Consider the following 24,008-nt stretch of genomic DNA (forward strand, 5'->3'; position numbering starts at 1 on the left):
ACCAAAAGGATTTTTCAGGATTTCCTTAAATGGAGTTTATACAAATGGCTATTCCCGCTTATTTATGGCTTAAAGATGATGGCGGTGCCGATATAAAAGGCTCTGTCGATATATATGGTCGTGAAGGAAGTATCGAGATAATCGGACTGAATCACGGCGTGGCGCAACCAACCGACAAGCATAACGGCAAGGCAACCAGTCTACGCGTCCATTCTCCCTATTCTTTCGATAAAGAGATAGACGCCTCCAGCCCCTATTTGTACAAGGCTGTCAGCACAGGTCAGAAGCTAAAATCCGCAGAGGTAAAGTTTTACCGTATCAACGATGCCGGTCAGGAAGTTGAGTATTTTTCCACCCTTATGGAAGGCGTGACGATCGTCAGCGTCTGTCCAATGATGCTTGACGTCAAAGATCCTGACTATGAGAAACATAACCATCTTGAGCTGGTAGAGCTGCTCTATGAAAAAATTACCTGGCGCTATGTCGACGGTAACATCATACATTCAGATAGCTGGAACGACCGCAAGACGGCATAAGGAGAACGTTATGGGATGGAAGTATGAGCAGTCGACCGGCAAGATGTATAAAGACGGTAAATTAATTGAGACCGGGTATTCCGGTGCTCTGACAAATAAAAACAACCCGGACCGTCAGCATGTGAAAGGACTGGGGCCACTGCCTCGCGGGACGTATAAAATCGCGGGTCATTCGAATTCTAAAGGACCGATAACCATCATTCTTGAGCAAACCTCGGGAGAAAGTTTTGGTCGCTCAGAATTTCGCATTCATGGTGACCACAAGTATGGTCCCGCCGGTTTTGCATCTGAGGGATGCATCATTCTCTCACCGTCAACGAGGCGTAAGATCCTCCGCGACGGCGGCGAGCTTGAGGTTGTACGATGAAATACCCGATCGTACTGCTGCTATCTGCTTTTATAGCCCCGGCATTCGCTGGCGTAACTGACTGGTCTTCTGCACTTAAGGGAATCGCCTCGGGTGATGCACACTGGATTGAGCAAGCCCCAGCGCTGGCTGCCGTGGCTGATGGGAATCAGGCGCAGCGGCTAGAGGATGCCCTGGCCGCTGCGCTCACAACAAACACGGACGCCACGCTGAAAGCGCTCCGCTCCATTGACGCCGGAAAATGGCCGCACATGGTAGGCAGCGATATTGTCTGTACTCCGCCTTTAGAGAAATCACCCGCCGAAATCGACGCGTTTTATCAGCGTACCCGCAGGGCGCTGCTGGAAACCGTAGACGGTGCTCAATGCCTCTGGATTCTGGAGGCCACCATGGAAGAGTTGAAAGCAGAGAAAGCCCGTCAGGCTAAGTAAGAGTCACCCGGCGCACAATGGCCGGGTCTTTACCGTATCTCACCCCGGTCCCTCGCTCCCCGCCGCCATCAGCGGCACCACCACGTCGCTGATGGGCACCGCAATACCGTGTTTGCGGCCGTAGCGCTGGATCACGCCGTTGCGGATATCCCACTCCATCGGGCGATCGGCCTGACGGTCGGCAAGGATCGACGTGCCCAGGTCCTCGGGCGCACGCTGGAAGTTCGCCAGGATCTCCTGCGCCACCGCATCGTCCAGCTTCGCCCCCTCGGCGCGGGCAACGGCCAGCCCCTCGCGCAGGTAGGCCAGCGCAAGCTCGCTGATATCCTCGCGCCTGAACATCCCGGCGCGGCGGTTGGCGAGCACCATCAGCCCGGCGACCGCGTTTTGCAGCAGCTTGCGCCAGGCGACAGTGGCGAAATCTGCCGAGAGCTCAACCGCGCAGCGCGTATCGTGAAGCGCCTCCACCACCCGCTGCGCCTGCAGCACGTCCGGCAGCGTCAGGCGCGGCTTCGCCCGCAGCCAAACGGAGGCGTCCGGCTCGCGCTGCGCCGGGAACCAGACCACCGACGGCAGCACCGTCGCGCCGTTGATCCACGGCTCCAGCTGGGCTTTCTGCTCCACGCCGTTTTGCAGGGCGCAGACCACCGTGTGTTCATCGCACAAAGCCCGCAGCCACCCGGCGCTGTCGGCATTTTGCGTCGTTTTTACCGCCACAAAAACGAGATCGGCGGGGCGCGTGATGACGGACGGATCGGTTAATACCGGGCCGGGCACCACGGTTTCACCCTCGTCGTAGCGCAAACGCAGTTCAGGATGCGCGGTGCGTCCGCACAGCAGCGGCGTGCGGCCCGCGTCGTGCAGCACCGCGGCAATGGTGGTCCCAATCGCACCGGGACCTATCAGCGCAATCACAGGATGGTCAGACATGGTTAACTCCCCTTTTCGCTAAGCCTGCTAACAGTTATACCACCCTGTAAAGTGAGCGCCACGCCGTTGTCTATACTCAACACACAACAGACAACGGAGTGCGCCATGCCTTTACCCGATTTTAAGTCCTCTGAACCTTTCACCCTCGGCATCGAGCTCGAACTGCAGGTGGTTAACCCGCCGGGCTACGACCTGAGCCAGGACTCTTCCGCGCTCATCGCCGCCGTCAAAGACGATATCAAAGGCGGCGAAGTCAAACACGACATCACCGAAAGCATGCTCGAAATCGCCACCGGCGTGTGCCAGAACATCGACCAGGCGGCCGCGCAGTTCTCGGTGATGCAGCAGAGCATTCTGCGCGCGGCGGCGGAGCAGCATATCCAGATTTGCGGCGGCGGGACGCATCCGTTCCAGAAGTGGCAGCGTCAGGAGGTGTGCGACGACGAGCGCTATAACGTTACGCTGGAGCGCTTCGGCTACCTGATTTTGCAGGCAACGGTGTTCGGCCAGCACGTGCACGTCGGCTGTCGGACCGGGGATGACGCCATCTACCTGCTGCACGGCCTGTCGCGCTTTGTCCCGCACTTTATCGCCCTGGCGGCGGCCTCGCCGTACATGCAGGGCACGGACACGAAGTTCTCCTCGTCGCGGCTTAACATTTTTTCAGGATTCCCGGATAACGGCCAGATGCCGTGGGTCAACAGCTGGCAGGAGTTCGAGGGGCTGTTCCGCCGCCTGAGTTCGACCAGCATGATCGACAGCATTAAAGATCTGCACTGGGACATCCGCCCCAGCCCGCACTTCGGTACCGTGGAGGTACGGGTGATGGATACGCCGCTGACGCTCGGCCACGCGATTAACATCGCCGGACTGATTCAGGCGACGTCGCATTGGCTGCTGACCACACGGCCCTATAAGCATCAGGAGAAGGATTTCCTGCTGTATCGCTTTAACCGTTTTCAGGCGTGTCGTTATGGGCTGGAGGGGATCCTGACGGACGTGCACACCGGCGAGCACAAAACCGTGGCGGAAGATATCGCCTGGCTCCTTGAGCAGGTTGCGCCGTCGGCCGAGAAGCTCGGCGCGACGAGCGCAATCAATGAAATCGCCCTGCTGTTAAAGCAGGGCAAGAGCGAGGCGCAGCGCATGCGGGAGTTTATCGCCGACGGTGGCTCGCTGATTTCTCTGGTTCAGAAGCACTGCGAGCTGTGGGCGACGAGTCCGTAAGGCCGTGACCCCACTCGCGCAGGCGCTGGAACAGCACGAATAGCGCGGGGATAAACACAATCCCCACCACGGTCGCCACCAGCATACCGCTGAACACCGTGGTGCCGATGATGCGGCGGCTCTGGGCTCCCGCCCCGGTCGCCAGCATCATGGGCAATACGCCGATAATGAACGACACGGCGGTCATCATCACCGCGCGGAAGCGGCGCGAGGCCCCTTCGCGCGCGGCATCGACAATCGCCATCCCCTCCATGCGCCGCGCGCGGGCAAACTCCACTATCAGGATCGCGTTCTTGGCGGCAAGGGCTATCAATAGCACCAGACCGATCTGCACGTACACGTCGTTGGCATAGCCCGCCAGCCACAGCCAGACCAGCGCCCCGCCGATGGCGAACAGCACCGAGAGCATCACGCTCGCCGGGAGCGTCCAGCTCTCGTACTGGGCGACGAGGAATAGCCACGCCATGACCACCGCCGCCAGCACGATCCACATCGCCTGGTTGCCGGTCTGCTGCTCCTGATACGACATGCCGCTCCAGGCATAGTCGTACCCGGCTGGCAGGTTTTCCGCCAGAATCTCGCCCATCGCCGCCATCGCGGTGCTGCTGCTCACCCCTTCCGCCGCGGAGCCGCTCACCGACACCGACGGGAACTGGTTGTACTGCTGCAGGAACGGCGCGCCGACGCTCGGCGTAATGGTGACCAGGTTGCTCAGGCGCACCCGCTCGCCGCTGTTGCTGCGCACGAACAGCTCGCTGATTTGCTCCGCGCGCTCGCGCCACTGCATCTCGTTTTGCATCACCACGTGGTAGACGCGGTTGTTGACGCTGAAATCCCCGGCGCGCGTGCCGCCAAAGGCGGTTTGCAGGCTGCTGAAGATGCGCGACACCGGCACGTCGAGACGGGCGGCGCGCTCGCGGTCAACGGTCAGCGTCAGCTGCGGCACGTTGCTGCTCCAGGTGGTGAACACGCGGTTCAGCTGCGGGTGCTGGTTGGCTTTCGCCAGCACCTCACGCGTCACGCGCTCCAGCTCCGCCGGGCTCTGCCCCGCCTGCGCCTGAATGCGCAGGTCAAAGCCGGAGGCGTTGCCCAGCCCCGGCAGCGTTGGCGGCGCGAAGGTCATGATGGTCGCTTCCGGCAGGGCCAGCAGCTGGCGCTGCAGGGTGCCCATCACCTCATCCAGCGGCGGACGCTCGCTCCAGTCCTTCAGCATGATGGAGATAAACCCGCCGTTGGAGGCGCTGGTGCCGTTGAGGATGTTAAACCCGGAGACCTGAATCACGTCCTCCACCGCCGGATTTTTGGCGATCAGCTCGCGCGCGGTGGTCATCACCGCTTCGGTACGCTCCAGCGAGGCCGCTTCCGGCAGCTGGACGCTGGCGAAGAAGTAGCCCTGATCTTCCTGCGGCAGGAAGCCCTTTGGCATCGATATAAAGCTGAACGCCACCACGGCCGCCGCGCCCGCGGTGGCCAGCAACGCCAGCCACGGGCGCAGGTTTAAAACGTTCACGATGCGGGTGTAGAAACCGCGCGTGGCGTCCAGCCCGCGGTTAAAGGCGCGATAGAGTGCCGCAGGATTCTCTGGTCGCGGGCGCAGCAGCAGCGCGCACAGGGCGGGCGTCAGGGTCAGCGCCACGAGGCTTGAGAGCGTCACGGCAGTCGAGAGCGTCACCGCGAACTGGCGGTACAGCTCGCCGACAATCCCCGGCAGGAGCGCCACCGGCACAAACACCGCCAGCAGCACCAGCGTTGTTGCGATGACCGGCCCGGCAATCTGGCGCAGCGCCAGCGCGGTCGCCGCCGTGCGGCTCTGCCCTTCCGCCATCAGCGTTTCGACGCTCTCCACCACCACGATGGCGTCATCCACCACCATGGTCAGCGCCAGAATAATGGCGAACAGGCTGAGCGTGTTGGCGGAGTAGCCGAGCGTATAGAGCACCGCAAAGGTGCCCACCAGCGACACCGGAATGGCGAGCGCGACAATCAGCGTTGCGCGCCAGCTTTGCAGAAACAGGGAAACGACAATAACCACCGCCAGCATGGTGAGCGCCAGCGAGACGCCGATCTCTTTAATGGTGGCGGCAACAAAGGAGGTGGTGTCGAATTTCACTTCATAGACCAGGTCGTCCGGGAAGCGCGTCGAGAGGCGTTCCAGCTCCGCGCGCACCGCGTCGGCCACGCGCAGGGCGTTGGCGGATGGGGTCGGATAGATGCCGAGGTAGGCGGAGTCGTGCCCGTTGAGCTGCGCGCCGGAGCTGTAGCTGCGCGAGCCAAGCTCGATGGTGGCGACGTCCTTCAGGCGCACCAGCTGGCCCATCTCCCCGGCGCGGATGATGATGTCGGCAAAGTCGTCGGCCTGGTTTAAACGTCCCAGCCCGTTGATGGTCAGGGTCTGCTGCTGGCCGTTAAACACCGGCGGCGTGCCGATCTGGCCTGCCGCGCCCTGCACGTTCTGCTCGCGCAGCGCCTGCGCCACGTCGTCGGTGGTGACGTTCAGGGCGTTCATGCGGTCCGGACGCAGCCAGATGCGCATGCTGTAGTCGCGCGCGCCGAACATCTGCACCTGCCCGACGCCCGGCAGGCGAGACAGCGCCTCGCGCACCTGGGTGCTGGCGTAGTTGCTGACGAACAGCGGCGTGTGGGTGTTATTCGGTGAGTAAAGACTTACCCCCATCATCAGGTTGGTGGCCCGCTTGCGTACCTGCACGCCGTTTTGCTGCGCCTCGGCGGGAAGCTGCGCCACGGCCTGCGCCACGCGGTTCTGCACGTCGATGGCGGCAAGATCCGGATCGGTACCCGCCGCAAAGGTGATGTTCAGGCTGTAGGTGCCTTCGTCCGAACTGGTGGACTCCATGTAAAGCATGTGATCCACGCCGTTCAGCTGGGTCTCCAGCGGCGTGGCGATGGCCTCCGCCACGTCAGCCGAGCTGGCGCCGGGCCATGACGCTGACACATTCACGACCGGCGGCGTGATCTGCGGGTACTGCTCTACCGGAATAATCCTCAGCGCGATGGCCCCGAGCAGGGTGATGACCAGCGCAATCACCATCGCAAAGCGCGGGCGTTTGATGAAAAACGTCAGCATGATGGCTCCTTAATTCAGTATCTGGACGGCAGCGCCGGGCTGCACGCGCTGCGCGCCGTCAGTGATTGCTCGCTCACCGGGCTTCACGCCGGAGGTAATCTGGAACTGCTGGCCGATCTGTCCGGCGACCTTCAGCGGACGCATTTCGGCTTTGCCGTCGGCATTAACCACCCAGGCAAAGAACCCGTCGCCGTTCTGCTGTACCGCGGCGGCGGGCAGGGTCAGAACCGGCTGCTCGCTTGCCGGGCGCAGGGTCACGTTCACGTTGCCGCCGGGCAGGAGCTGATGGCGCGGGTTGGCAAACTCGGCGCGTAACATCACGCTGGCGGTGCGCGGGTCGATGCGGTTATCCACGGACGTCAGTTCACCGCTGACGCGCTGGCCATTGCTGTCAATTAACGCCTGCCAGGCCTGCTTCATGGCGCTGATATCCGCATGCTGTCCGGCTTTGGTCGCAAACGCGCCCTCTTCCAGCGCAAAGGCGATGCGGATCGGATCGAGCTGGACCACCTCCACCAAAACGCCGCTCGCCGGATTGACCAGACTACCGACGTGGAAGCTGCTGTGCCCCACGCGTCCGTCAATCGGTGAGGCGATGCGGGTGTAGTTCAGGGTGACGCTGCGGGTGTCGAGACGGGCTTTCGCCTGCTCCAGCGCGGCGCTGGCCACGTCCCGCTGCATGCGGGCGTTATCCACGTCGTGACGGCTGATGGCGTTGCTGCTGCCCAGGCTTTCAAAGCGGGAAAGCTGCTGCTGCGCCTGACGCAGCGTGGCTTCGGCGCTTCTGACTTCGGCCTGCGCAAGACGCAGGGCGGCGCGCGGCTCGGCGTCGTCGAGCTCAAACAGCACGTCGCCTTTTTTCACGTACTGCCCGTCGCGGAAGTGGATTTTGGTAATCACGCCTTCCGTGCGGGCGCGCAGCTCAACGGTGTGGATAGCTTCGATACGACCTGGGATCTGACGCTCGGCGGCGTGGGCGGTCTGCTCCACGGCGGCGACGCGGACGGGAATGGCGGCAGCGAATGCGGGTTGCAGGGTGCAGGCGAGGAGCGCGAACAGGAGTGGGAGTTTCATGGGAGTACCTCAGTATTTTCCCCTCACCCTAACCCTCTCCCCAAAGGGGAGAGGGTACTTGAACACCCTCTCCCCTTTGGGGAGAGGGCAGGGTGAGGGGTAAGGTTTTCGTTATGCAGCCTTACGGAACCTGCGGGTCAGTCGCTTCTCGATTTCGACGACGAAGAACATCACGCCTGCCACCGCCAGCGTCACAAACCAGTAGCGCAGCGGCAGCGCTTCGGTGCCGAACAGCATCTGCATAAACGGCAGGTAGATGATCGCCGCCTGGAGCAGGAACAGCACGCCCGTTACCAGCCAGATGCCTTTGTTCGCCAGCAGGCCGCGGTTCAGGGAGAACCCTTCGGTGTTGCGGCAGTTAATCATGTACACCCACTGGGCGCAGACCAGCATCTGCAGCAGCACGGTGCGGATGAACTCCGCGCTGTGGCCGCGCGGGGCCAGCCAGGCTTCCAGCGCAAAGGCGGCGATGGCAATCATGGTGCCGACGAAGGCCACGCGCCAGACGGCGTAGGCATCCATCACGTGCTGCCCGGTCTGGCGCGGCGGACGGCGCATGATGTTGCGCTCGGCGGCTTCAAAGGCCAGGCCGAAGGAGAGCGTGGCGGATGTCGCCATGTTCATCCACAAAATCAGCACCGGCGTCAGCGGAATGATGTTCCCCGCCAGCAGCGCAATCACAATCAGCAGCCCCTGCGCGAGGTTGGTCGGCATGATGAACAGAATCGTCTTCTTCAGGTTGTCGTAAACGCGACGCCCCTCTTTCACCGCGCTGGCGATGGTGGCGAAGTTATCGTCCGTCAGGACCATGTCCGCCGCCTCTTTGGTCACTTCCGTGCCCTTGATGCCCATCGCGATGCCCACGTCAGCCTGACGCAGCGCCGGTGCATCGTTCACGCCGTCACCGGTCATGCCGACGATTTCACCTTTATCCTGCAGCGCTTTCACCAGGCGCAGCTTATGCTCCGGGCTGGTGCGGGCGAAGATGTCATACTTCACCGCCGCGTCCGCCAGCTCGGCGTCGTCCATTTTCTCCAGCTGGTAGCCGGTCACCGCCTGCTCGCTGTTGGTGATCCCCAGCATCTGGCCGATGCTCATCGCCGTCTGCGGGTGATCCCCGGTGATCATCTTCACGCGGATCCCCGCCTGCTGGCAGGCGTTAATCGCAGCAATCGCTTCTGGACGCGGCGGATCCATCATCCCGGCGATGCCGAGGAAGATCAGACCGTGGCTCAGGTCGTCGTGCGTCAATTCCTGCTCGCCGTTCGCCGGTTTAAACGCCGCGGCAACCATGCGCAGCCCCTGACGCGCATAGCGCTCCATCTCGCTTTCCCAGTACGCGCGGTTGAAGGCTTCCGCACCGTTACGGGTCTGCTGCTCGGCGCACAGGGCGAAAATCACGTCCGGCGCACCGGTGATCAGGATCTGCTCCTCACCGCCAATCTGGTAGTGGGTGCTCATGTACTTGTACTGCGAGTCGAACGGGATCTTGTTAACCAGCGTGGTCATGACCGGCTCAAGGCTGGCCTTCGCCGCCAGCACCTTCAGCGCGCCCTCGGTCGGCCCACCGGTAATGCCCCACAGGCCGCGCTCGTCCTGAATCATCTGGCTGTCGTTACACAGGTCGATGGTGCGCAGGTACTGCTCCAGCACGGTGCCCGGCTGGATGTGGACCGGCTCGTCGCTGCCTTCCAGGTAGATGTTGCCCACCGGCTCGTAGCTGTTGCCGTCCACGCGATAGCAGGCGTCGGCGGTGATGATGGCTTTGACCGTCATCTCGTTCATGGTCAGGGTGCCGGTTTTATCCGAGCAAACCACGGTCATCGCGCCGAGCGTTTCAACTGTTGGCAGCTTGCGGATAATCGCCCGCTTGCGCGCCATCGCCTGCACGCCCAGCGAGAGGATGATGGAGATAATCGCTGGCAGACCTTCCGGCACGGAGGCCACCGCCAGGCTAATCAGGGAGAGCAGCAGCTCGCCCATCGGGATCTCGCGGAACACCAGGCTGAAGATAAACAGCGCGGCCATCATCGCCAGGATAATGGCGAAGATCGCTTTACCCAGCTTGTCCATCTGCACCAGCAGCGGCGTGCGGTGCTTTTCAATGCCCGCCATCATCTGGTTGATGTGGCCGAGTTCGGTATCCTTACCGGTCGCGGTGACCAGGCCGACGCCGCCGCCCGCGCTTACGGTCGTCCCGGAGAAGACCATATTGGTGCGGTCGCCCAGCGGCAGTTCGCCGCTCAGCGGATTCGTGTGCTTATCCACCACGGTGGATTCACCGGTCAGAATCGCCTCTTCCACGCGTAAATTATGCGCTTCGATTAAACGCATATCCGCCGGAATACGATCCCCCGCGCGTAATACAATAATATCGCCCGGGACTATTTCCGTTGTAGGTATGGTTTCGTGGCTGCCGTTACGAATAACGCGTGCCTCGCTGGAGAGCATATTGCGAATACTCTTCAGGGATTTTTCCGCGTTGCTTTCCTGAATATGGCCAATTAAAGCATTGATTACCGCGACGCCCAGAATAACCAGCGTATCAACCCAGTGGCCCATTACTGCCGTTAATACGGCGGCGGCCAGCAGGACATAAATCAGCACATCATTAAAATGGGCCAAAAAACGCAGCCAGGCGGGTTTACCTTTTTTCTCCGGCAACGCGTTCGGACCTGATTTTTGCAGACGCGCCTGCGCCTCTGCACGATCCAGACCGCTGGCCTGGCTCTGCAGGTGCGTAAGCACCTGCTCTGCGGTCTGCTGGTATGCCAGCCCGCCGGAAGGCGGCATGTTTGGGGATAATTTTTTTTCGGTCATCGTATTTTTCCTTCAATATCCGGTGAACAGAAGCCTGAATTCCTTTCTGGCTAAATAAATTCATTTTTAAGTCTTGCGGGTAAAATTGATCTGCCGCAATATAATGACTTCTCGGTTATTCAAAACTGATTAAAACTATTTCGATGACCTGATTTTTACAAAATATTTCTAAACCAACGCTAAACGAGGGGGAACCATGTTTGGTATTTATCGCGGACGACGCCTGGCGTTATACATTGTCGCAGCCATTGTTATTGCCACGTTAATTGGTTATAGCACCTATACATTTGTAAAATTATTTTCCTGATACGGACATTTATTTACATAACGCGATATTAATATGAACACCGGGTCGTATAGTGTTATTTATTCGCAGTAATAATGTCTTTGTTTTATTCAAAAAGGCCAGCGGGGCTGATATTGCTTTACGTTACAGAATGCCGGACAATGACATTTTTAACTGACGATTAACATTACGATGAAACACCCGTTAGAATCGCTGCTTACGGCGGGGGGCATTTTATTGCTGGCCCTGATCTCTTGCCTGCTGTTACCCGCGCCGTCGCTGGGTCTGGTGCTGGCGCAGAAGCTGATGGCGACCTTCCATATGGTCGATCTGAACCAGCTCTACACCATTCTGTTCTGCCTGTGGTTTTTGGCCCTCGGCGCCATCGAATTCTTTATCCTGCGTTTCGTCTGGCGCCACTGGTTTTCACTGGCGTCGTAAGCCGGTGAAGTCACGCATGCCGTGGATCAGCGCTTCACACCAGGCCGCGTAGTCGTGACCGCTGGATGAGGGATGGAAGCTGACGCGATACCCTTTCTCCCTCAACGCCTGTTCGAAATCCTGCGTAGTGCGATAAATGCCCCCGCCCGGCCCCGTGGTTTCAAACTTTCCGGCCTGCAGCCAGAAGCGCACCGGATACGGCGGCGACTGCTGATATTGCCGCGTCAGCCAGCCGGGAGCCTCCCCTTTCGGTGCCCACCAGTATGAGCCTGAAAGACTCAGCACGTTACCAAACAGGCGCGGATAGCGCAGCGCTACCCATGACGACGCGATTCCCCCGTAGCTCGACCCCGCCAGCACCGTTTTCTGCCGCTGCATCGCGATACCCTGCCCGCGCAGCCACGGCAGCAGTTCATGCGCCATAAAGTCGGCGAAATCCGGGTTCGGCGGCAGTTCGTTGCCGCGTCGGGCGTGATCGAGGCTGTCGATAAACACCACGTTAATCGGCGGAAGATGATGGCGGGCGATCAGACCATCCAGCACGTTAGCCAAATGGTACTCGTCCTGATAAATCTGCCCGTCGAAGAGGATGAGCGTCCAGCGTGCAGGCTGTGCGCCGCGCGGTTTATAGATCATCACCTCGCGGGAATTACCGAGGATTTTGCTGGTGATGCTCTGGCGACTTAACGATCCGTGGACCAGCGGCTGGGCCGTGGCCTGCACGGAGCAATAGCGTGCCGGGCTGAGATCGAGCAGCGAATAGCGGTTCCAGCGATCCGTCTTTTGTTCACCAAAGGTATTCGGGTTGAGCGGATCGGCCTGGGCGCTCACCAGGATCGCGCGACGTTGATCGCGTGAGGACCCCTCGACGATCGGCACATCGGGCGCCAGCTTGTACTGCATCACCGTGTCGGCGGGCACCACATAGCTGCGGAACCAGACGCCGCTGTTGCCCAGGCGGAACAGCGGGTCGTGATCCCCCGCCGGTGAGCCGAGAATAAAGACGTTATCCCGCGCGCCGCGCCACAGGAAGGTGACGCGCTTATGTTCTGCGTCTACCGGCTCCACCATCGGCGTTCCCTGCCGAATCTGCGTCTGCCAGAACGCGTCGGTACTCCCTCCGGCAGCAATCTCTTTTGCCAGCGCCTGAAGCGTCGGGCTTTCAGGTGCAAGCATCTGTACGCGCGGTAGCGCAGATGTCTCTTTCATCCGCCACTGAAAACGCCAGGGTTTACCCGCTTCGCCGTGCAGGACCAGCGAGGTGCTCTGCTTTACCGGCAGGGCAAAAAGCAGCGTGTGTTCGCCATCGGCGGGCCCATTTTCAACCAGCGTACGAATGCGGCGGTTTTGCCCATCCAGCAGGCGGGCATCCGTTACGCCATGCAGCGTGGCGGAGACATAATTTTCAGCAAGCTCTGGCAGCATAAAACAGACTTCACCGCTGGCATCAAACTTCCCCTGAACGTCTCCCTGCCGGGAAGAGTGTTCGCAGGTTGCCGCCACCGCAGGCAGCACACCTATCCCGAGTAATAATCCGCTCCATACCCTCTTCATTACCGCTTGTTCCCTGACGAAATTTGTTATCAACGCTAATGCAAATGGTAATAATTTGCAATATCATCTAACGCGTTTTAACGGTGTTTTTATGGCGATAGCAACCAAGGATGAGTAGAAAAAAATGTTTAAGAATAATAAGATAATGCAACTGTGGCTGCTGAGTCTGGTGACGGTCAGCGTGGCGGCTCAGGCTGAAAATAGAGAAGAAACCATAACGGTGACGCAGAGCGTGAGTGAAGAACCCACCGCCCCGGTAAAAGGGATTGTGGCAACCCAAACGCTCTCCGCGACCAAGACCCGCGCGGAGATCGTGAAAACGCCGCAGTCGGTATCGGTGATCACCCGCGATCAGATGAACATGCAGGACGTGACGTCCGTCTCGCAGGCGCTGCGCTACTCGGCGGGCGTGTTTACAGAGTACCGCGGCTCGTCGAACCGTAACGACGAAGTGTTCGTGCGCGGCTTCAGCTATGTGCCGAAATTCCTCGACGGCCTGAGCTTCGGCGCGACAGCCTCGTCCCAGACGGGTACGATTGACCCGTGGTTACTGGAGCGCGTGGAGCTGGTGCGTGGCCCGGCATCGGTCCTTTTTGGTCAGGTCAACCCTGGCGGGTTAATCAGCATGACCAGCAAACGACCGACCGCGGAATCCATCCATAACGTGCAGTTCCGCACCGGCAATAACGATCTGGCAGAAGGCGCGTTTGATTTCGGCGGCAAGCTGAGCGACGACGGCCGCGTGCTGTATCGCGTCAACGGTATCGCCCGTACCCAGCATAATCAGGTGGATGATTATAAAGAGACGCGGATGGCGATCGCGCCTGCTATCACCTGGTACCCGAACGATCAGACCCGCTTTACGCTGCTGACCAGCTACCAGAAGGATCCGGATGCGGGCTACCGCAACTTCCTGCCCGCCTACGGCACGGTCAAAAGCGTCGACGGGAAATACATCCCGCGCGACTTTAACGTCAGCGATCCGACTTACAACCAGTCCTGGCGCGAGCAGACGACGATCGGCTACGAGCTGGAACATCAGTTCGCCGACGACCTCACCTTCCGCCAGAACGCGCGTTACGCCAGCATCAAACAAAAATACCGTTACCTCGTTTACGCCAGCAGCGCGGCCAACAGCACGGTATTGACGCGACGCGCGCAGCATGAAGAGCGCACCACCAACGAATTTGGCCTGGATAACCAGCTTGAGTATCTGCTGGAGACCGGCAGCGTCAGCCACACCCTGCTCGGCGGGTTCGACTACAAGACCAGCAAAGATAAACAGCTGCTGGAACGCGGGAGCGGTTCACAGTATGACCTCGACTGGACGAACCCGGTGTACGGCGTGAACGTGGATGAAAGCACCTTCAAAACCGCCAGCGACGAGCAGCAAAATCTCGACCAGATGGGGCTGTATTTGCAGGATCAAATGAGCTGGAACAGCTGGGAATGGCTGGTCTCCGGGCGCTACGACTGGAGCGAAGTGCGAACTCACGACTTCACCGACGGCAGCTTAACCCAGCAGAACGACAGCAAATTCACCTGGCGAACCGGCCTGCTGTACGCGTTCGATTCTGGCCTGTCGCCGTACGTCAGCTACAGCACCTCGTTTGAACCGAACCTGCAAACCAACCGCGCGCCGGGCGTTGCCCCCTTCAAGCCAACCACCGGGGAGCAGACCGAGATTGGCCTGAAGTATCAGCCGGTCGACAGTACGCTGATGACCCTCGCGCTGTACGATTTAACCCAGGACAACGTGGCGACCTACAACAGCGCCGAAGGCTGGTTCGAGAACGCGGGTAAAGTGCGTTCGAAAGGTGTTGAGGCGGAAATCCACTCCACGCTGATGGACAACATCAACCTGATTGGCTCATACACCTACACCGATGCGAAAACCAAAAGCACGACGGTGGCGGGAACAGAAGGCAAAACGCCTGCGCGTATTCCGGCGCATATGGCATCGGCGTTTGCCAGCTATACCGTTCCGGGCGGCGCGCTGAAGAGCCTGACCGCTGGCGTGGGGATGCGCTACATCGGTACCAGCTACGGCGATGCGAAGAATACCTTCAAGGTGCCGTCGGTGGATCTGTATGACGCGATGCTGAGCTACGATCTGGGCGAGTTGAACCACAGCCTGAAAGGGGCGAGCGTGCAATTCAACGTCAATAATGTGGCGGACACGAAATATGTTGCGTCGTGCGCAAGCGATACGGCGTGCTTCTACGGGATTGGCCGTACGGTGACGGCGACGGTGAATTATCGCTGGTAAGTGATTTGTAGGCCCGGTAAGCGCAGCGCCACCGGGCAACTTACGGGCACCGGGCCCACAAAAAAGCCGGGTGGCGGCTACGCCTTACCCGGCCTACACGCGACATGTTAATGTGTCTGGCTATGGTTCTCTTTACGGTACGCACCCGGCGGCTGGTTGAAGGTGCGGGTGAAGATGCGGGTAAACGTCTGCTGCGAGTCAAACCCGTAACGCAGGCAGATATCGTACACGCGAGCGTCGGATTCACGCAGGTCGCGCGCCGCCAGCAGCAGCTTGCGCTCGCGAATATAGCGCCCGAGGCTCTCCCCTTTGTACTGCATAAACAGCCGCTGCAGGTGCCACTTCGAATATCCCGCGTGGCGGGCGATCTCTTCGATACGTAACGGCTGGTGCAGATTGTCGTCGATCCATTCGACGATAGTGTCGATGACTTGAGCGGAAATGGTCATACCGCTGTCCCCCTCTGCTTCTCGCTTAAACATTATTCCCACCACTCGCGAAATGCCTGAGTGGTATCACTCACCCGCACGGGCTCACCCAGTTCCGGCGTCAGCAGCCGATAATTTTTGTCCTTGCTGGCGCGCGCCAGCTGGATCAGCGGATCGTTCCACGTGTGTTTCGCCAGCACGAAGCGACCGTTGTGCCCCGGCACCACCGCTTTGGCGTTGAGATCCGCCGAGGCCTGCGCCGTTTCATCCGGCAGCATGTGGATGTACTTCCAGTCCTGGTCGTACTGGCCATTTTCCATAATGGCTAAATCCACCTCGCCAAACTGTTCGCCGATGGCCTTAAAGTGCGGGCCGTAGCCGGAATCCCCGCTGTAATAAACCTTCTGTTCTGGCGTGACGAACATAAAGCTGCCCCACAAGGTCTGGTCGCGCTTGATGCCGCGCCCGGAGAAGTGACGCGCTGGAAGAACATGCACCGTCAATTCATCGCTGATGTGCACCGACTGGTTCCAGTCGCGCTCGTCAATAATCTCAGGCTTCATTCCCCAGTAGCGCAGGTGGGATCCCACGCCCAGCGGCGTCACCACGCGCTTCACCTTTGGCAGTAGCGCCCTGATGGTGGCGTAGTCCAGATGATCGTAGTGATCGTGCGAGATAATCAGCAGGTCGATCTCCGGCATGCTTTCAGCGCGCCACGGATACTCACCGGCAAAGGCCTTATTGAGGAACGAGAATGGCGCGGCGTAGTTGCTGAGCACCGGGTCAATCAGAATGCGTTTACCCGCGAGCTGCAGGTACCACGAGGAGTGACCGAGCCACACCAGGGTGTCCTGCTCCAGCGGCAGGCTCGCAAGATCGGTTTTTACCAGCGGCAGCGGCTGCGCCGGTCGTGCGTTTTCGGTTTTTTTGGTCAGAAATTCCCACGTCGCGACCAGCATGTTTTTGTCGCCGTTATAACCCGGCGTCGGCAGCGTATTGTGGAATTTCCCCTCGCGATACTGCGGGGAGGCTTCCACTTCGGAGAGCTGCTCACCCTGCGGTGGCTGGCCGAATCCGGCGTTCAGAACAAAAGGTAAACTCGCAGCTGAAGCAACAATCATGACAAACACCACGCAGATGAATAGAGGCTTTTTCATTTCCTGACCCGAATACGCGCCCCATCCGATGGTTTACGCGGGTTAAGCTTGATTATGAGTGAGTAAGCACTCATTATTAGATATGATGAATATATCGTCAAGACGTTTTCGATCTTTGACATTCCGCGTTGCAGCGGTATGAACCGCATGCTTCAATACGTTTTTTTACATTTGACAAAGGGGAGAATTGAGTGGCACGTCCGAAGAGTGAAGATAAAAAACAGGCCTTACTGGAAGCAGCAACCGCTGCGTTTGCGCAGTCGGGAATTGCCGCCTCAACGGCGCTCATTGCCCGTAATGCGGGCGTCGCCGAAGGCACCCTGTTTCGCTACTTTGCGACCAAAGACGATCTGCTGAATGCCCTTTACCTCCACCTGAAGCAGGATCTCTGCCAGGCGATGCTGTCTAATCTGGATCGCTCACTCACCAGCCCAAAAGAGCATACGCGTAACATCTGGAACAGCTATGTCGACTGGGGGATCAAAAACCCTCTCGCACACGCCGCCATTCGCCAGCTGGGCGTCAGTGAGAAGATCAACGCCGAGACGGAGCAGGCCGTGAAAGATATGTTCCCGGAGCTGCACGAGCTGTGCCGCCGTTCGGTGCGCCAGGTGTTTATGTCCGACGAATTTAAAACCTTTGGCGATGCGATTTTCTTATCGCTGGCCGAAACCACAATGGAATTTGCTACCCGCGATCCGTCCCGCGCCGTCGATTTTAAAGCGCTCGGTTTTGAGGCCATGTGGCGCGGGCTGGCTCAGGAGGATAGCGATGGACGGTAAGTCCTTGCAGGAGCACGCGAAACGCGTGGCGCTGGAGATGCCTTTCACCGAACACTGCTGGCCGTTCGGCCCCGAGTACGACGTGTTTAAAGTAGGTGGAAAGATTTTTATGCTGATGGCGGTTGTACGCGGACGCCCTCACGTCAGCCTGAAATCCGATCCGGAAAAATCGCTGTTGAATCAGCAGATTTATCGCGGCGTTGAACCTGGCTATCACCTGAATAAAAAGCACTGGATCTCACTCTACGGCACCGATGACATCACGCCTGAGGTGGTCGATAAGCTGCCGAAAAAAGATCAGAAACGGATACGCCGGGCCTGATTGTTCGGCTAAGCCGAACAGATTAAGCGCTCGAATCGCCCTTATCTTTTCCCGCTTCGCGCGTTACTCTGCTTTCCTTTCGCGCCCGCGAGCGGGCGAATTTCATCACCAGGAGTTGTTATGGATATCATTTCTGTCGCCCTGAAACGCCACTCTACCAAGGCGTTCGACCCAGCCAAAAAACTGACCGCTGAAGAAGCGGAAAAAATCAAAACCCTGCTGCAGTACAGCCCGTCCAGCACCAACTCCCAGCCCTGGCATTTTATTGTTGCCAGCACCGAGGAAGGTAAAGCGCGCGTGGCGAAATCCGCTGCGGGCACCTATGTGTTCAACGAACGCAAAATGCTGGATGCTTCTCACGTAGTGGTGTTCTGCGCGAAAACCGCGATGGACGATGCCTGGCTTGAGCGCGTTGTCGATCAGGAAGAGGCCGATGGCCGTTTCAACACGCCGGAAGCCAAAGCTGCCAACAATAAAGGCCGCCACTACTTCGCCGACATGCACCGCGTGGATCTGAAAGATGACGACCAGTGGATGGCGAAACAGGTTTACCTGAACGTTGGCAACTTCCTGCTGGGCGTGGGCGCGCTGGGTCTGGACGCGGTGCCGATTGAAGGCTTTGACGCGGCGATCCTCGACGAAGAGTTTGGTCTGAAAGAGAAAGGCTTCACCAGCCTGGTGGTGGTGCCGGTTGGGCACCACAGCGTGGAAGATTTCAACGCCACGCTGCCGAAGTCACGCCTGCCGCTGAGCACGATTGTGACTGAGTGCTAATCTCTACAGGCGCGCCCGTTACCGGCGTGCCTGTTTTCAATAGAGCGTAATCTGCGGGTGTTCAACCCCACACACCAGTGCATAACGCGTTAAGGTATCAAGACTCGCCCGGGTTATATTCGCTTCCATTCTTGATACGGTGGGTGCGCTGACGCCCATTCGCTCCGCCACCTGTGCGCGCGTCAGACCGGCCTGGTTTCGCCATTGCGCCAACATTTCGCGCAAGCGCTCTTTTCGTTCTTCAGCATCAAAAGAGGCCTGTACCTCTGAATCGCTTAACAGCTCAGATCGGAGTTCATCCCAGTCAATAATCTTCTTGCTCATCCAACATCTCCTGTTGTCGCTTCAGTGCCAGACGAAGTTCAGCGGAGGGCGTTTTTTGCGTTTTCTTGATAAACACTCGCAGCAGAAAAATTGTCTTGTCCCGCTGATAAACGTAAATCCCCCGAGTATGGATCAGCCCGACGGTTCTGATTTCGAACAAACCATGCGGTAAGGGTTTGCTGTCAGGTTCCCGCAGTGCTGTCGGGTTAGCGCGTAATTTATCAAGCTGGCGAATCAGCTTCGCCTTTACCCCAGCGGGCAGTAAGAGGATCTCTTCTCTGACTGCCTTATGAACGATGAGTCTGAACACGGTTATTCATCCCTGATGATATTAGCATATAAGGCAATTTGCATTAAAGGCTAATTTTGCCTTTCATGTTTACCTTACCTGCTTTTAGCAAACATCACCGGATCAGCATTAACTCCCTGAAAGCACCACGCAAAAATCTTATTTCCCCTGCTCCGCCAGCCACGCCATCGCCCTTTCCCCCGCCTCATCCACCGGTAAATAGACCAGCAGCCGCGAGCCGTTTCGCGGCGCGGAGTACCAGTACATCTGCTGCAGCGTAAAATCCCCCAGCTCGGGATGGGTAAACAGCTTGAGCTGGTTCTCCACGCCGCGCACGTCGTTGCGCTGGTGCCACAGGGTTTTGAACTCTTCGGACACCGCAAAGAAGCGCGCCAGCTTCGCTTCCCACAGCGGGTCGCCCCGGTGCTCGGCCATCGCCGCGCGGAAATAGGAGACAAATATCGGCAGCACGTCGTCGCGTCTGCCGAGCCGCGCGCGCCACGCCGGGTGGGTGAGGAACAGGTAAATACAGTTGCGGTCTTCCGGCGGGATTTCATTAAAATCGACACCCATCAGATGACCAAAACTGTCGTTCCACGCCACGATATCGAAGTTGGGCTTCTGGATGCTGGCAGGTTTTGGCAGCAGGGTATCAAGCAGGCGGCGCGTGCCTTCGCTGATGCCCTCGCAGCAGACCGCCTGCGGGGCTTCACCCGGCGGCAAACCGGCTAAAACAAACAGGTGTCGGGCCTCGGTTGGGGTGCATTGCAAGGCTTTCGCCACGGCCGCCATCACCGCGCTCGACGGGTTGACGTCCCTGCCCTGCTCAAGCCAGGTGTACCAGGTCACGCCCACGTCTGCCAGCATCGCCACCTCTTCACGGCGCAGACCCGGCGTGCGGCGGCGACCGCTGCGCGGCAAGCCGAGACGCTGGGGGTCGAGGCTTTCGCGTCGTGCGCGTAAAAAAGCACCCAGCTGTTTTCGGGTGTCATCCTGAAGTGAGACGACGGGTTCAGACATCAAGGCCATAAATCCCCCTGCATGGTAGTACCAGTACCAGTATAAGCAAGAACTGGTACCCGTTTATCAGATGGTTGATGCTACGACCATCTGATGAATGACGCAATGGAGATCCCATGAATACGTCAGTTGTTTCACCGGGCCGAGCAGGCCTGATATTGCTGTTAACCGGCCAGATGCTGCCGCTGATTGATACCTCAATCACCAACGTCGCTCTGGACTCCATCACCCACTCACTGCACGCCACCGCTACAGAACTGGAGCTGATCGTCGCGCTCTACGGCGTGGCCTTCGCCGTCTGCCTGGCGCTCGGCAGCAAGCTGGGGGATAACGTTGGCCGCCGTCGCCTGTTTATGTGGGGCGTGGCGAGCTTTGGCCTGGCCTCGCTGCTGTGCGGCATGGCGGGAAACATCGAACAGCTGCTGGCAGCGCGTATCGTTCAGGGCGCAGGCGCGGCGCTGATCATGCCGCAAATTCTTGCGACGCTGCACGTCACGCTAAAAGGCACCGCCCACGCGAAAGCGATTAGCCTGTTCGGCGGCATCGGCGGAATTGCGTTTATCGTCGGCCAGATGGGCGGCGGCTGGCTGGTATCGGCGGATATCGCCGGGCTGGGCTGGCGGAACGCTTTCTTCATCAACGTGCCGATTTGTCTGGTGGTGCTGGCACTGAGCCGCCGCTACGTGCCGGAAACCCGTCGCGATACCCCGTCACGCATTGACTGGACCGGCACCGTGCTGCTGGCGATGATCCTCTGCTGCCTCCTGTTCCCGATGGCGCTTGGCCCGCAGTGGCACTGGTCGTGGCCGCTGAAGGCTGCGCTGCTGGCCATTATTCCACTGGCCTGGCTGATGGTGCTGAACGCGCGTAAAAAAGAGCGTGAGGATGCGCACCCGCTGATCCCGCCGCGTCTGATGCAGCTCAGCAGCATCCGTTTTGGCGTGCTGATCGCGATGCTCTTTTTCAGCGTCTGGTCCGGGTTTATGTTTTGCATGGCACTGACCATGCAGACCGGCCTTGGCATGGCGCCGTGGCAGTCCGGGAACAGTTTTATCGCGCTGGGCGTGACCTACTTTATCTCCGCATGGTTTGCCCCACGGCTGATCGCCCGCTACAGCACCAGCACCATTCTGCTGACAGGTCTGGCGATCCAGATTACCGGTCTGCTGGCGCTGATTGTTACGTTCCGGGTGTGGGGAATGGATAACACCGCCCTGACGCTGGCACCTGCGACCGGGCTGGTCGGCTACGGGCAGGCGCTGATCGTGAACAGCTTCTATCGCATCGGGATGCGCGATATTCAGCCCGATGATGCGGGTGCCGCGAGCGCCATTCTCAGCACGCTGCAGCAGGCCGCGCTGGGGCTGGGTCCGGCCATTTTCGGGGCGATTTTGCTACACGCGCTGCAAAACCATCACGGGGATTACACTCAGGCGGTTAACGTCTTCCTGACGGTGGAAACGGTGATGATGGTGGTGCTGGCGCTGGCGACGCTGCGCATGCGTCATCACCTCTGTTTACCCGGGGTGAAGGTCTGTCAGGCCGCCAAATAAGCCTGTGAATTTGCATAATAGATCCGCAGCCGCCATTATGGGGCTGCATCAATACAGGAGACGTTATGCAGGAATTAATTGCTCAGGTTGAAGAGTTAGGGATTGAAATTAATCACACCACCTCGCTAGTGATTATCTTTGGTATTATTTTTCTTACCGCCATCGTGGTTCATTTTATTCTGCACAAGCTGGTGCTTCGCGCTTTCGAAAAACGCGCGCAGGCCAGCAGCCATTTGTGGCTGCAGATCATTACCCAGAATAAGTTATTTCACCGTCTGGCCTTTACCCTACAGGGGATAATCGTCAACGTTCAGGCGGTACTGTGGCTGCAAAAAGGCAGCGAAGCGGCGGAAATGCTCACCACCTGCGCGAAGCTGTGGGTGATGGTGTATGCCCTGCTCTCCTTCTTCTCGCTGCTGGACGTAATTTTCAATCTGTCCCAGAAAATGGCCACCGCGTCGCAGCTGCCGCTGAAAGGGATTTTCCAGGGCATCAAGCTGGTGAGCGCCATCCTGGTGGGGATTTTGATTATCTCCCTGCTGATCGGCCAGTCCCCGGCGATTCTGATCAGCGGTCTGGGTGCCATGGCCGCCGTTCTGATGCTGGTGTTTAAAGACCCGATACTCGGACTGGTGGCGGGCATTCAGCTCTCCGCCAACGACATGCTGAAGCTCGGCGACTGGCTGGAAATGCCGAAATACGGTGCCAACGGCACGGTGACGGACATCGGCCTGACCACCGTAAAAGTGCGCAATTTTGATAACACCATCACCACCATTCCGACGTGGGCGCTGGTCTCCGACGCCTTTATCAACTGGAGCGGCATGTCGGCCTCCGGCGGTCGACGCATTAAGCGCAGCCTGAATATCGATACCACCAGCATTCATTTTCTCGACGAGCAGGAGCAGCAGAAGCTGATTCAGGCGAAGCTGCTGAAGCCTTATCTGGCCGCGCGTCATGAGGAGATTAACCTGTGGAATCAGCAGAACGGTGAAGGGGAATCGATATTAAACCTGCGCAAGATGACCAATATCGGCACCTTCCGCGCCTACCTGAATGAATATCTGCGCAACCACCCGCGCATTCGCAAAGATATGACGCTAATGGTGCGCCAGCTCGCGCCGGATGCCAACGGCCTGCCGATTGAAATATACGCCTTCACCAACACGGTGATCTGGGCAGAATATGAGGAAATTCAGGCCGACATCTTCGACCATATTTTTGCGGTAGTGGATGAATTCGGTCTGCGTATTCACCAGTCGCCAACCGGGAACGATATTCGCTCCCTGGCGGGCGTTATCGCAAAATAATCAGGTACTGGCGCGGGAAATAAAGCGCCAGTCCATCATCACCCTTTCCGTGGGCGCATCCGGGTTGTCGATTTTGTTCAGCAACAGATCGACCGCCTTGCGCCCGATATCCCGCGACGGCTGCTCGATGGTGGTGAGCGAAATCATGTCCGCCAGCTCGGTGCCGTCAAACCCCACGACCGCGATATCCTCCGGCACCCGCAGCCCCGCCTGCTGAATCGCGCGCAGCGCGCCTGCGGCCAGGGTGTCCGATACCGCAAACACCGCGTCCGGCGGGTTCTCTTTCAGCAGATTTTCCATCGCCGCCATCCCGGCGCGCGAGCTGAGATCGCTGGCGTATTCCACCGCCTGATAGTCCAGATCCTTCAGGTGGATCACGCTCTTGTAGCCGCGCTCGCGCAGGCGGGCATATTTATAGCTGAGGTCGTGGTTGATCATCGCGATACGCGTACGGCCGCTCTCGGCCAGCTGGCTGACGGCATGCTGGGAGGCATCGACGTCGTTAATCCCCACGCAGGAGACCGCGCCCGCATCGGCGTATTCTGCGCACTGCACCCACGGCGCGGCACCAATCAGCGCGGCCAGTTCCGGTAGCTTCGAGAAGGCGTCCATGGTGATAATGCCGTCGACAATTTTGCCGGAGAGCAGGCTTAAACCCGAGCGGGATCGTTCGATATCCGAGCCGGAGTTGCACAGCAGAATGCGGTAGCCGTTTTTCTCCGCCTCTTCTTCAATGCCCTTCACCACCTCGGCGCAGAACGGGTTGGCGATGTTGGAGACCATCACCAGGATCATATAGCTGCGGGCGGTGCGCAGCTGGCGCGCCAGCAGGTTCGGCTGGTAGTTGCTCTCCTGGATCGCCTGCAGAACGCGCTCGCGGTTTTTCGCCTTCACGGTGTCGCTGTTGTTGAGCACGCGGGAAACCGTCGCCACGGAGACCCCGGCGAGCTGAGCGATTTTCTGAATTGACATAGCGACGACACATCCTGCGGTTAGCGTTTTGTGCAGGCTACCATAAAACGGTTGCCC

At 59.0% G+C, this 24,008-nt stretch carries 22 protein-coding genes; 11 read left to right on the forward strand and 11 right to left on the reverse strand.

What is annotated here, in order from left to right; translation table 11 throughout:
* Positions 1–44: 44 nt before the first annotated feature.
* From AC2T6E_RS07525 to AC2T6E_RS07535, 3 genes are read left to right on the forward strand one after another with little or no spacing between them, the layout of a single operon-like run.
* Complete coding sequence (locus AC2T6E_RS07525; protein WP_108416081.1) at positions 45–536, forward strand: Hcp family type VI secretion system effector; 492 nt, start codon at positions 45–47, stop codon at positions 534–536.
* A 10-nt stretch (positions 537–546) separates the two neighbouring features.
* Positions 547–903: a tlde1 domain-containing protein gene (locus tag AC2T6E_RS07530; protein ID WP_014830982.1), complete on the forward strand. Its 357-nt coding sequence runs from the start codon at positions 547–549 to the stop codon at positions 901–903.
* Positions 900–1,334, forward strand: coding sequence for a hypothetical protein (locus AC2T6E_RS07535; RefSeq protein ID WP_260663001.1), 435 nt, complete (start codon positions 900–902; stop codon positions 1,332–1,334). The genes AC2T6E_RS07530 and AC2T6E_RS07535 overlap by 4 nt, the downstream gene beginning before the upstream one ends.
* Before the next feature lie 39 nt (positions 1,335–1,373).
* Here AC2T6E_RS07535 and AC2T6E_RS07540 read toward each other — a convergent pair whose 3' ends face one another.
* The gene (locus tag AC2T6E_RS07540) at positions 1,374–2,264 is read right to left on the reverse strand and encodes an oxidoreductase (protein WP_447854214.1); all 891 of its coding nucleotides are present in this window, start codon (positions 2,262–2,264) and stop codon (positions 1,374–1,376) included.
* A gap of 105 nt (positions 2,265–2,369) precedes the next feature.
* Here AC2T6E_RS07540 and AC2T6E_RS07545 point away from each other — a divergent pair, with 105 nt between their 5' ends.
* A complete protein-coding gene (locus AC2T6E_RS07545; RefSeq protein WP_087822140.1) occupies positions 2,370–3,491 on the forward strand; it encodes a YbdK family carboxylate-amine ligase in 1,122 nt (373 codons plus the stop codon).
* On the opposite strand, the gene AC2T6E_RS07550 is transcribed toward AC2T6E_RS07545, so the two are convergent.
* The 3 genes from AC2T6E_RS07550 to AC2T6E_RS07560 form a co-directional block, all read right to left on the reverse strand.
* Positions 3,421–6,576 (reverse strand): efflux RND transporter permease subunit, encoded by a 3,156-nt coding sequence (locus tag AC2T6E_RS07550; protein ID WP_486691106.1) that lies wholly within the window; start codon positions 6,574–6,576, stop codon positions 3,421–3,423. The genes AC2T6E_RS07545 and AC2T6E_RS07550 overlap by 71 nt on opposite strands.
* A 9-nt stretch (positions 6,577–6,585) precedes the next feature.
* Positions 6,586–7,650 carry an efflux RND transporter periplasmic adaptor subunit gene (locus tag AC2T6E_RS07555; protein WP_182403789.1) on the reverse strand — a complete coding sequence of 355 codons (1,065 nt, stop codon included), beginning with the start codon at positions 7,648–7,650 and terminating at the stop codon, positions 6,586–6,588.
* Positions 7,651–7,761: 111 nt separating this feature from the next.
* Positions 7,762–10,470 (reverse strand): cation-transporting P-type ATPase, encoded by a 2,709-nt coding sequence (locus AC2T6E_RS07560; protein ID WP_108415774.1) that lies wholly within the window; start codon positions 10,468–10,470, stop codon positions 7,762–7,764.
* A gap of 478 nt (positions 10,471–10,948) precedes the next feature.
* On the opposite strand from AC2T6E_RS07560, the gene AC2T6E_RS07565 reads away from it, so the two are divergent.
* Positions 10,949–11,197 (forward strand): DUF1158 domain-containing protein, encoded by a 249-nt coding sequence (locus tag AC2T6E_RS07565; protein ID WP_486691108.1) that lies wholly within the window; start codon positions 10,949–10,951, stop codon positions 11,195–11,197.
* Here AC2T6E_RS07565 and AC2T6E_RS07570 read toward each other — a convergent pair.
* On the reverse strand, positions 11,183–12,751 hold the full coding sequence (locus tag AC2T6E_RS07570) for an alpha/beta hydrolase-fold protein (RefSeq protein ID WP_486691110.1): 1,569 nt from the start codon (positions 12,749–12,751) through the stop codon (positions 11,183–11,185). The two genes, AC2T6E_RS07565 and AC2T6E_RS07570, sit on opposite strands and share 15 nt — an antisense overlap.
* 124 nt (positions 12,752–12,875) lie before the next feature.
* Here AC2T6E_RS07570 and AC2T6E_RS07575 point away from each other — a divergent pair, with 124 nt between their 5' ends.
* Positions 12,876–15,020, forward strand: coding sequence for a TonB-dependent siderophore receptor (locus AC2T6E_RS07575; RefSeq protein ID WP_486691112.1), 2,145 nt, complete (start codon positions 12,876–12,878; stop codon positions 15,018–15,020).
* A gap of 107 nt (positions 15,021–15,127) precedes the next feature.
* On the opposite strand, the gene AC2T6E_RS07580 is transcribed toward AC2T6E_RS07575, so the two are convergent.
* Both AC2T6E_RS07580 and AC2T6E_RS07585 read right to left on the reverse strand, forming a co-directional pair.
* Entirely contained in the window at positions 15,128–15,469 is a 342-nt protein-coding gene (locus AC2T6E_RS07580; RefSeq protein WP_010428317.1) for a RamA family antibiotic efflux transcriptional regulator, read from the reverse strand.
* Positions 15,470–15,501: 32 nt separating this feature from the next.
* Positions 15,502–16,605 (reverse strand): RomA family MBL fold metallo-hydrolase, encoded by a 1,104-nt coding sequence (locus tag AC2T6E_RS07585; protein ID WP_486691114.1) that lies wholly within the window; start codon positions 16,603–16,605, stop codon positions 15,502–15,504.
* 191 nt (positions 16,606–16,796) lie between these two features.
* Here AC2T6E_RS07585 and AC2T6E_RS07590 point away from each other — a divergent pair, with 191 nt between their 5' ends.
* The 3 genes from AC2T6E_RS07590 to nfsB all read left to right on the forward strand — a co-directional run bounded on the left by AC2T6E_RS07590 (position 16,797) and on the right by nfsB (position 18,483).
* The gene (locus tag AC2T6E_RS07590; protein ID WP_010428315.1) at positions 16,797–17,387 is read left to right on the forward strand and encodes a TetR/AcrR family transcriptional regulator; all 591 of its coding nucleotides are present in this window, start codon (positions 16,797–16,799) and stop codon (positions 17,385–17,387) included.
* Complete coding sequence (locus AC2T6E_RS07595) at positions 17,377–17,709, forward strand: MmcQ/YjbR family DNA-binding protein (protein ID WP_486691117.1); 333 nt, start codon at positions 17,377–17,379, stop codon at positions 17,707–17,709. The genes AC2T6E_RS07590 and AC2T6E_RS07595 overlap by 11 nt, the downstream gene beginning before the upstream one ends.
* A 120-nt stretch (positions 17,710–17,829) precedes the next feature.
* The gene (nfsB, locus tag AC2T6E_RS07600; protein ID WP_108415769.1) at positions 17,830–18,483 is read left to right on the forward strand and encodes an oxygen-insensitive NAD(P)H nitroreductase; all 654 of its coding nucleotides are present in this window, start codon (positions 17,830–17,832) and stop codon (positions 18,481–18,483) included.
* Between the two features lie 36 nt (positions 18,484–18,519).
* Here the strand turns inward: nfsB and AC2T6E_RS07605 are convergent, their stop codons facing one another.
* The 3 genes from AC2T6E_RS07605 to AC2T6E_RS07615 form a co-directional block, all read right to left on the reverse strand.
* Positions 18,520–18,807 carry a helix-turn-helix domain-containing protein gene (locus tag AC2T6E_RS07605; protein ID WP_182403798.1) on the reverse strand — a complete coding sequence of 96 codons (288 nt, stop codon included), beginning with the start codon at positions 18,805–18,807 and terminating at the stop codon, positions 18,520–18,522.
* Positions 18,788–19,117, reverse strand: a complete 330-nt coding sequence (locus tag AC2T6E_RS07610; RefSeq protein ID WP_182403799.1) for a type II toxin-antitoxin system RelE/ParE family toxin — start codon at positions 19,115–19,117, stop codon at positions 18,788–18,790. Before AC2T6E_RS07610 ends, AC2T6E_RS07605 begins: the two co-directional genes overlap by 20 nt.
* A 138-nt stretch (positions 19,118–19,255) precedes the next feature.
* Positions 19,256–20,125, reverse strand: a complete 870-nt coding sequence (locus AC2T6E_RS07615) for a helix-turn-helix transcriptional regulator (RefSeq protein ID WP_148400345.1) — start codon at positions 20,123–20,125, stop codon at positions 19,256–19,258.
* A gap of 107 nt (positions 20,126–20,232) precedes the next feature.
* On the opposite strand from AC2T6E_RS07615, the gene AC2T6E_RS07620 reads away from it, so the two are divergent.
* Together AC2T6E_RS07620 and AC2T6E_RS07625 are read left to right on the forward strand one after the other, a co-directional pair.
* On the forward strand, positions 20,233–21,669 hold the full coding sequence (locus AC2T6E_RS07620) for an MFS transporter (protein ID WP_486691121.1): 1,437 nt from the start codon (positions 20,233–20,235) through the stop codon (positions 21,667–21,669).
* A gap of 65 nt (positions 21,670–21,734) precedes the next feature.
* The gene (locus tag AC2T6E_RS07625) at positions 21,735–22,979 is read left to right on the forward strand and encodes a mechanosensitive ion channel family protein (RefSeq protein WP_010428305.1); all 1,245 of its coding nucleotides are present in this window, start codon (positions 21,735–21,737) and stop codon (positions 22,977–22,979) included.
* Here AC2T6E_RS07625 and AC2T6E_RS07630 read toward each other — a convergent pair whose 3' ends face one another.
* Positions 22,980–23,951: a LacI family DNA-binding transcriptional regulator gene (locus AC2T6E_RS07630; RefSeq protein ID WP_108415764.1), complete on the reverse strand. Its 972-nt coding sequence runs from the start codon at positions 23,949–23,951 to the stop codon at positions 22,980–22,982. It abuts the gene before it with no gap.
* Between the last annotated feature and the right edge of the window lie 57 nt (positions 23,952–24,008).

The organism is Enterobacter sp. B79-1 (assembly GCF_057444735.1).